The organism is Mycobacterium sp. 1245801.1 (assembly GCF_001673055.1).
Taxonomy (GTDB): domain Bacteria; phylum Actinomycetota; class Actinomycetes; order Mycobacteriales; family Mycobacteriaceae; genus Mycobacterium; species Mycobacterium europaeum_A.
This window is the reverse complement of sequence record NZ_LZKY01000237.1, coordinates 1-7065: the sequence shown is the minus strand read 5'-3', so window position 1 is coordinate 7065 and position 7065 is coordinate 1. Positions and strand designations below refer to the sequence as shown.

The following is a 7065-nucleotide window of genomic DNA, read 5'->3' as shown; positions in this document are numbered from 1 at the left end:
GCCGGGCTAGGTGACCAGGCTGACGGAGGTCGACCGGCGCAGCTTGCCCGACGGCGTCTTCGGAATGGTGCCCGGCCCGAGCACCACCACGTTGCGCGGCCGCACGTCGACCTCGGCCACCACCTCCCGGGCGACCTGGTGCTCGATGCGGCGCACCTCGGCCTGGTCCTGGAAGGCGTTGGACTCCACCGCCACGGCGAACGTCTCGCGGGAGTGGCCGGCGTCCAGCCGCACCGCAACGGCGCAGCCGGGCCGCACGCCCTCGACGCGGCAGGCGGCACGCTCGATGTCGGTGGGATAGATGTTGCGGCCCGCCATGATGATGACGTCCTTGACGCGGCCGCAGACCACGACGTGGCCCTCCTCGGTCAGGTAGCCCAAATCACCGGTGTCATACCAGCCGTTCTCGTCCTGGGCCGAGATGAAACCGCCCATGGTGAGGTAGCCGGGCGTCAGCGACTCGCCGCGCAGCTCGATGACGCCCACGCCGCGGGCGGGCATCACGTCGCCGTTCTCGTCGATGATGCGCGCCTCGAGGTCTTGCAACAGCGGCCCGAGCGTGGCCAGCCGGCGGGTGTTGCCCTTGGTGGCCGGGACGGCGCGGCGCAGCGCGGCCAGCAGGTCGGCGTCGACCTCGTCGACGACCAGACCGGCGTTGCACTCCGAAAACGACACGGCCAGCGTGGTTTCGGCCATGCCGTAGGCGGGCAGGATCGCCGAGGGCCGCAGGCCGAACGGCGCGCCGGCATCCAGCAGGTCCTCGACGTCGGCGGGTTCGACGGGCTCGGCGCCGGACAGCGCGAACCGCAGTGTGGACAGGTCGAAGTCGCCGGGCTTGGCGTTGCGGCGCAACCGCTTGGCCAGCAGCGCGTAGGCGAAGTTGGGCGCCGCGGTCATGGTGCCCTTGTACTTGTCGATGAGCTTGGCCCACAGCAGCGTGTCGCGCAGGAAGTCCATCGGGGTGACCTTGACCAGCTCGGCGCCGAAGTACATGGGGATGGTCAGGAAGCCGACCATGCCCATGTCGTGGAAGCAGGGCAGCCAGCTGACCATGACGTCCTTGGTGACGTCGTACCGGGCGCCGATGAACATCGCCTCGGCGTTGGAGTAGATGTTGCGGTGGGTGATCTGCACCGCCTTGGGGGATCCGGTGGACCCCGACGTCAGCTGCATCAGCGCGAGCGCGTCCTCGCCGACCTCGACGGGGTCGATCGGCTCCGCGGCGAGCAGGTCAGCGACGGTGACGACCTGGATTCCCTTCTCCTGCAGCACCGGAATGGCCACCAGGAAGGGCTCCGAGACGACGACGGCCTTCGCCTCGATCATGCCGATGACGTTCATGGTGTCCTCGGCCCACACGGCCAAGTCCGTGCGCGGCGTGGGCTGGTGCAGCATGGTCAGGCTGGCCCCGCGCATCCACAGGCCCTGCGCCGTCGGCGCGATCTCCACCGGATAACCGGCGAGCACGCCGACCGCGTCGCCGGGCCCGATGCCGGCGGCGGCCAGGCCGCCGGCGATGCGGCGCGCGCGCTCGTGGACCTCGCCCCAGGTGTGGCGGACCGGTTCGTGGGGTTCACCGGTGACCATGCCCGTCGTCGCGGACCGGGCATTGCGGTACATCTTCTCGGTAAACCTGCTCACAGAGTCCTCCTCGGTTCCAGCCCTCGTCCCAACGCCCGGAATCTCATGTTCCGCCCGGTGGCCAACACTTCGCCGCAAGCACGTAAACACGGTTGGGCGGCGGTTAGGTCTCGGATCGATGATGCGTCCACACCCGCCATGACGAGGCGGCGGTCGCCGGCCCGATGAGCGCGAAACGGGCCCGGGAAAACTCGGCGGGGCCCATGAATTAATCGTCCGCCGGAGCGCCCGGCGGACGATGCAATTAAGTGATCTTGCTCAACGGATCCCGTCACCGCGGATCATCTTAAACTCCTCTTAGGGACGCGCCAAACCAATGCGCAAAATGGGAAAAGATTCACACTTCGGTGGGCGCGGGAACCACGCGCGCGCCGGCCACCGGCCCGCTGGCCACCCGCACCGTGCGGCACACGCCCGCCCCGGACACCTCGGTGCCGACGTCGACCGCCGCGGCCGCCGACGCGCACAGGAAGGCGCACGTCGGGCCCGACCCGGACACGATGCCTGCCAGCGCCCCGGCCGCCACCCCCGCGCGCAACGTCCGGCGCAGCCCCGGGTTCAGGCTCACGGCCGCCGCCTGCATCTCATTGCCCAGCAGCGGGGCCAACCGCTCGGCATCGCCGGCGGCCAGGGCGGCCAGCACCGGCCCGGGCGCGGGCAGCCGCGGCGGATCGCCCGCCTCGCGGAGCCGGTCCAATTCGGTGAACACCGCCGGCGTCAGCAGCTCTCCGTCGGCGAACGCCAGTACCCAATGAAAGGTGTTGCGGGACAACACCGTCGCCAACTCCTCGCCGCGACCGGTGCCCAACGCGGTGCCGCCGTGCAGCGCGAACGGCACATCGCTGCCTAACCGCGCGGCCAGCATGCGCAGGTCGCGGCGGGGCACGTTGAGTTCCCACAGCGAGTTCATCGCGACCAGCACGGCCGCCGCGTCGGCGCTGCCCCCGGCCATGCCGCCGGCCACCGGAATGGATTTGTCGATCATGATCGACACGTCCGGCGCCCGGCCGACGTGTTCGGCCATCAGCTCGGCGGCCTGCCAGGCGAGGTTGCGTTCGTCGGTGGGCAGCTTCTCGGCGCCCTCGCCGACGATGTCGAGCGACAGCACGTCGGCGTTGCGGACCGTCACCTCGTCGAGCAGCGACACGGCCTGAAAAATCGTGTTCAGGTCGTGGTAGCCGTCCTCGCGGCGGTCACCGACCGCCAAGTAGAGGTTGACTTTTCCGGGCACCCGAACGGTGACCGACCCGGTGGGCACCCACTGCGCGGCGGTATTGCCGTCAGACATTCTCAGCCACCGCAGCAGACTATCGCTGCTCGGAGCCAACCACACGCAACGGCGCCTTCGGCGGCTTACCGTCAGCCGGCCGAGGCGCCCTGTTCGGCGATGCGGGGAGTCGCCTCGGGCGTGGCGTGGGATCGATCCGCGGAGCGCTGCAGCAACCGCACGAAGTCGTCGATCGACAGCGTCTCGCCGCGGCGCGCCGGGTCGATGCTGGCCGCCAGCAACCGATCCGCCGATTCGTTGCCCGAGCCGGCCCAGTCCACGAACGCGTTGCGGCACGTCTTGCGGCGCTGCCCGAACGCGATGTCGATCAGTGCGAAGACCTGGCGCCGGAAGCCCTCGTCGGTGGGCCATGGCGAGGTCGCGTACCGGTCGATGCGTACCAGCCCGGAGTAGACCCGCGGGATCGGCCAGAAGACCGTCGGCGACACCATGCCGCAACGACGAACCTGGCCAAAAAAGCGCACCTTGACGCTGGGCACGCCGTACTCCTTGCCGCCGGGCTCGGCGGCCAGCCGCTCGGCGACCTCGGCCTGCACCATCACCGTCATGGTGCGAATGGACGGGAACTCGGCGAGCAGGTGCAACAGCGCCGGGACGGCGACGTTGTACGGCAGGTTCGCGACCACGGCGGTCGGCCCAGTGGCCACCTCGTCGCGGCGGAGGGTCAGGACGTCGCGGTTGATCACCGTCAGACGCTGGCTCTCGCTGTTGGAATGCTCGGCGACGGTCTGGGGCAGCCGTTCGGCCAGCACCGGGTCGATCTCGACGGCCGTCACGGCGGCGCCACGGTCGAGCAGGGCCAGGGTCAGCGACCCCAGACCCGGCCCGACTTCCAGGACGTGATCAGCCCGGCTGAGCCCGGAGGTCGAGACTATCCGGCGCACCGTGTTGGCGTCGTGGACGAAATTCTGGCCCAGCGATTTCCGTGGCCGAAATTCGAGTTCTTTGGCCAACCGCCTGATCTCGGTGCGCCCGAGTAGCCGGATGGTCAGCGCGCACCAGCTCTTCCGCTGCACACTGGCCACGCACCCCAACCCTGGCGCTCACGGGTCACCTCGGCGACGGTGATCTGCTCCTCGCGGGTGGCGAGGTCGGCGCGGGCGGCGAACCGCAACCCGCCGTTTCGCTCCCACGTGCCCTGGTCGAATTGCACACCGCCGTAGTACCCGTTTCCGGTGTTGATAGCCCAGTTTCCGCCGGCTTCGCAACCCGCGATCGCGTCCCAGATGGAGCCGTCGCTGACCGGAGGCACCTCGGTGCCGGGCTTGGTGCCGATGCGGACCACCGAGTCGCGGGCGGGCGTGATCACCGTGTTGGCGATCGGCAGCCGGCCGGTCTCGACGCCGTTGACCGTGGCCACCGAGAAGGTGACGTCCTGCGTGCCCGGGCTGCCTGGATCCTCGACGACCTGGCGGCTCATGTTCAGGCCCGGATCTTCGATGCGACGGGCGTTGGGGGGCAGCGGGATCCGCTCGGTCACCTGCTGGATCCGGTTACGCGTCACCTGAACTTCCATGCCGTCGACGATGGGCGCCGACGCGGCCGGCACCACCTGGTCGCTGTCGAGCAGCGGCGCGCCGGCGGCGCTCAGCAGGCCGGCGACGTTCGGTGCCGCCAGGTGCACCGTGCGGATCGCACCCGCGTCGTTGATGCGGACGGTCTTGGCACTGACGACGGGCAGCGCCATCCCGGCCAGCGGAACGCGGCTGCCGCGGTTGGCCGCGGCCGGGGCGGTGTCGGTCATCGCCAGCTGGGCCAGCGCCTCGTCGACGGTGGAAGCGGTGGTCCACACCTGCTTGGTGTCATGGCCGTCCAGCGAGATCTGCAGGGGGCGGCTGCGCCGCAGCACGATCTTGCTGGCGTCGTGCACCGTGACATCACCGGCGGGGTACAGGTCGTCACGCTCGTCGATGGCGAAACCGTTCTCTTCGACAACGTCGATGACCCGGGACTTCATGGTGGTGACCTTCATGGCCACCCCGTCGACGGTCAGCGTGACCGTCTTGCACACCGATACCGCGTATCCGCCCGCGAATGCCAGGACTACCAGCAGCCCTCCGACCACGAGCCGCAACATCGGCGAAGGATTCTGATGAAGTTTTGTCAATACACTCAACGCGCGTTACCCAACCCTCAACAACCCACTCATTCGGCAGCAAGTCACAAATTAAGGGCCCGTAGGCCCAACCGTTCGATCACAAGACGGTAACGAACCGGTCAAGGTTGGGCAACTCCGACGCGGCGAATTTAAACCAAATCGCCTGGTCGTTTACCTCACACTGTGACCAATCCGTACACCCGTTGAGCATTACTCGTCGTTATCTCGGCCAGCTCTTCCGGGTGGCGATCCACCAGCTCGGCGATCGCCCGAACAGTATAAGGAAGGCAATACGGTTCATTCGCCGTCCCCCGATAGGGATGGGGTGTCAAGAATGGCGCATCGGTCTCCACCAACAGCTGTTCAGGCGGTATCAGCGGAACGGCTTCGCGCAGCGCGTGCGCGTTGCGGAAACTCGCGGTGCCCGACAGGCTCAGCAGCCACCCGGCGTCCACGCAGCGGCGGGCCATGGCCGCGTCCGAGGAAAAGCAGTGGAAGATCACGGCGTCCGGGGCGCCCTCGGCCGCCAGCACGTCGAGCACGTCGGAGTCGGCGTCCCGGTTGTGGATCATCAGCGGTTTGCCGCAGCGCTTCGCCAGGTCGATGTGCCAGGCGAAGGCCTCCCGCTGCACGGCCGGCTCGGCGCAACCGTCCAGCCGACCCGGCCAGTAGAGGTCCAGGCCGGTCTCGCCGACGGCCACCACCCGGGGATGGGCCACCAGTCGCTCGATCTCGGCGCGCGCGGCGTCGTCGAGCGCGTCGGCCCGGGTGGGGTGCAACGCCACCGCGGCATAGACCCGTGGGTCCCACTCGGCCGCGCGCGTGACCCAGCGCGCCGAGTCCAGGTCGTCGGCGATCGTGACGACCGCGCCAACCCCGACCGCCGCGGCGCGGTCCACGATGGCCCGCACCCCCTCGGCGTCGGCGGCGCCACACGCGTCCAGGTGCGTGTGCGCATCGACGAGCGGGCGCAACGGCTCGGGGGCCGGGGGCGGCTGACGTTTGGAGCTCACGCGCACACAATATGGGCCCCCAAATAAGGTTGAGGGCGATGAGGCCCTATTACGTCACCACCGCGATCACCTACCCCAACGGCGATCCGCACATCGGGCACGCGTACGAGTACATCGCGACCGACGCGATCGCCCGGTTCAAGCGACTCGACGGGTTCGATGTGCGGTTCCTGACCGGCACCGACGAGCACGGCCTCAAGATGGTCGAAACGGCGGCGGCCGAGGGCATCCCGACGGCCGAGCTGGCCCGGCGCAACTCCGATGTGTTCCAGCGGCTGCAGGAACGGTTGAACATCTCCTTCGACCGGTTCATCCGCACCACCGATCCCGACCACCACGATGCGTCCAAGGAGCTCTGGCGCCGGATGTCGGCCGCCGGTGACATCTACCTGGACACCTACTCGGGGTGGTATTCAGTGCGCGACGAACGGTTCTTCGTCGAATCGGAGACCGAGCTCCTCGACGACGGGACCCGGCTGGCCACCGAGACGGGCGCCCCGGTGACGTGGACCGAGGAGCAAACGTACTTCTTCCGGCTCTCGGCCTACACCGACAAGCTGCTGGCCCACTACGAGGCGAACCCGGATTTCATCGGACCCGACGTGCGGCGCAACGAGGTGGTCAGCTTCGTCTCGGGCGGGCTGCGCGACCTGTCCATCTCGCGCACCTCATTCGACTGGGGCGTGCAGGTGCCCGAGCACCCCGACCACGTGATGTACGTCTGGGTCGACGCGCTGACCAACTACCTGACCGGGGTCGGCTACCCGGACACCGAATCGGAACGGTTCCGGCGCTATTGGCCGGCCGACTTGCACATGATCGGCAAGGACATCATCCGGTTCCACACCGTGTACTGGCCGGCTTTTCTGATGTCGGCCGGAATCGAGCTGCCGCGAAGGGTTTTCGCGCACGGGTTCCTGCTCAACCGCGGCGAGAAGATGAGCAAGTCGGTGGGCAACGTGGTCGACCCGATCAACCTGATCGACACGCTCGGCGTCGACCAGGTGCGCTATTTCCTGCTGCGC

The 7065-nt window shown here is 68.6% G+C and carries 6 protein-coding genes; 1 reads left to right on the top strand and 5 read right to left on the bottom strand.

Translation table 11 applies throughout. The features are described 5' to 3' along the window. Positions 1-6: 6 nt before the first annotated feature. The 5 genes from A5622_RS15330 to A5622_RS15310 all read right to left on the bottom strand — a co-directional run bounded on the left by A5622_RS15330 (position 7) and on the right by A5622_RS15310 (position 6046). Complete coding sequence (locus A5622_RS15330) at positions 7-1641, bottom strand: fatty acyl-AMP ligase (RefSeq protein WP_066879612.1); 1635 nt, start codon at positions 1639-1641, stop codon at positions 7-9. 337 nt (positions 1642-1978) lie between these two features. Continuing rightward, the gene (locus A5622_RS15325; RefSeq protein WP_197505110.1) at positions 1979-2935 is read right to left on the bottom strand and encodes a 4-(cytidine 5'-diphospho)-2-C-methyl-D-erythritol kinase; all 957 of its coding nucleotides are present in this window, start codon (positions 2933-2935) and stop codon (positions 1979-1981) included. Positions 2936-3000: 65 nt separating this feature from the next. Continuing rightward, the gene (rsmA, locus tag A5622_RS15320; protein WP_066871812.1) at positions 3001-3954 is read right to left on the bottom strand and encodes a 16S rRNA (adenine(1518)-N(6)/adenine(1519)-N(6))-dimethyltransferase RsmA; all 954 of its coding nucleotides are present in this window, start codon (positions 3952-3954) and stop codon (positions 3001-3003) included. Beyond that, complete coding sequence (locus A5622_RS15315) at positions 3918-5045, bottom strand: resuscitation-promoting factor (protein ID WP_197505109.1); 1128 nt, start codon at positions 5043-5045, stop codon at positions 3918-3920. Before A5622_RS15315 ends, rsmA begins: the two co-directional genes overlap by 37 nt. 158 nt (positions 5046-5203) lie before the next feature. Next, a complete protein-coding gene (locus A5622_RS15310) occupies positions 5204-6046 on the bottom strand; it encodes a TatD family hydrolase (protein ID WP_066879607.1) in 843 nt (280 codons plus the stop codon). 32 nt (positions 6047-6078) lie between these two features. On the opposite strand from A5622_RS15310, the gene metG reads away from it, so the two are divergent. After that, on the top strand, positions 6079-7065 hold a 987-nt coding region (gene metG / locus A5622_RS15305; protein WP_066879604.1), incomplete at its 3' end, for a methionine--tRNA ligase.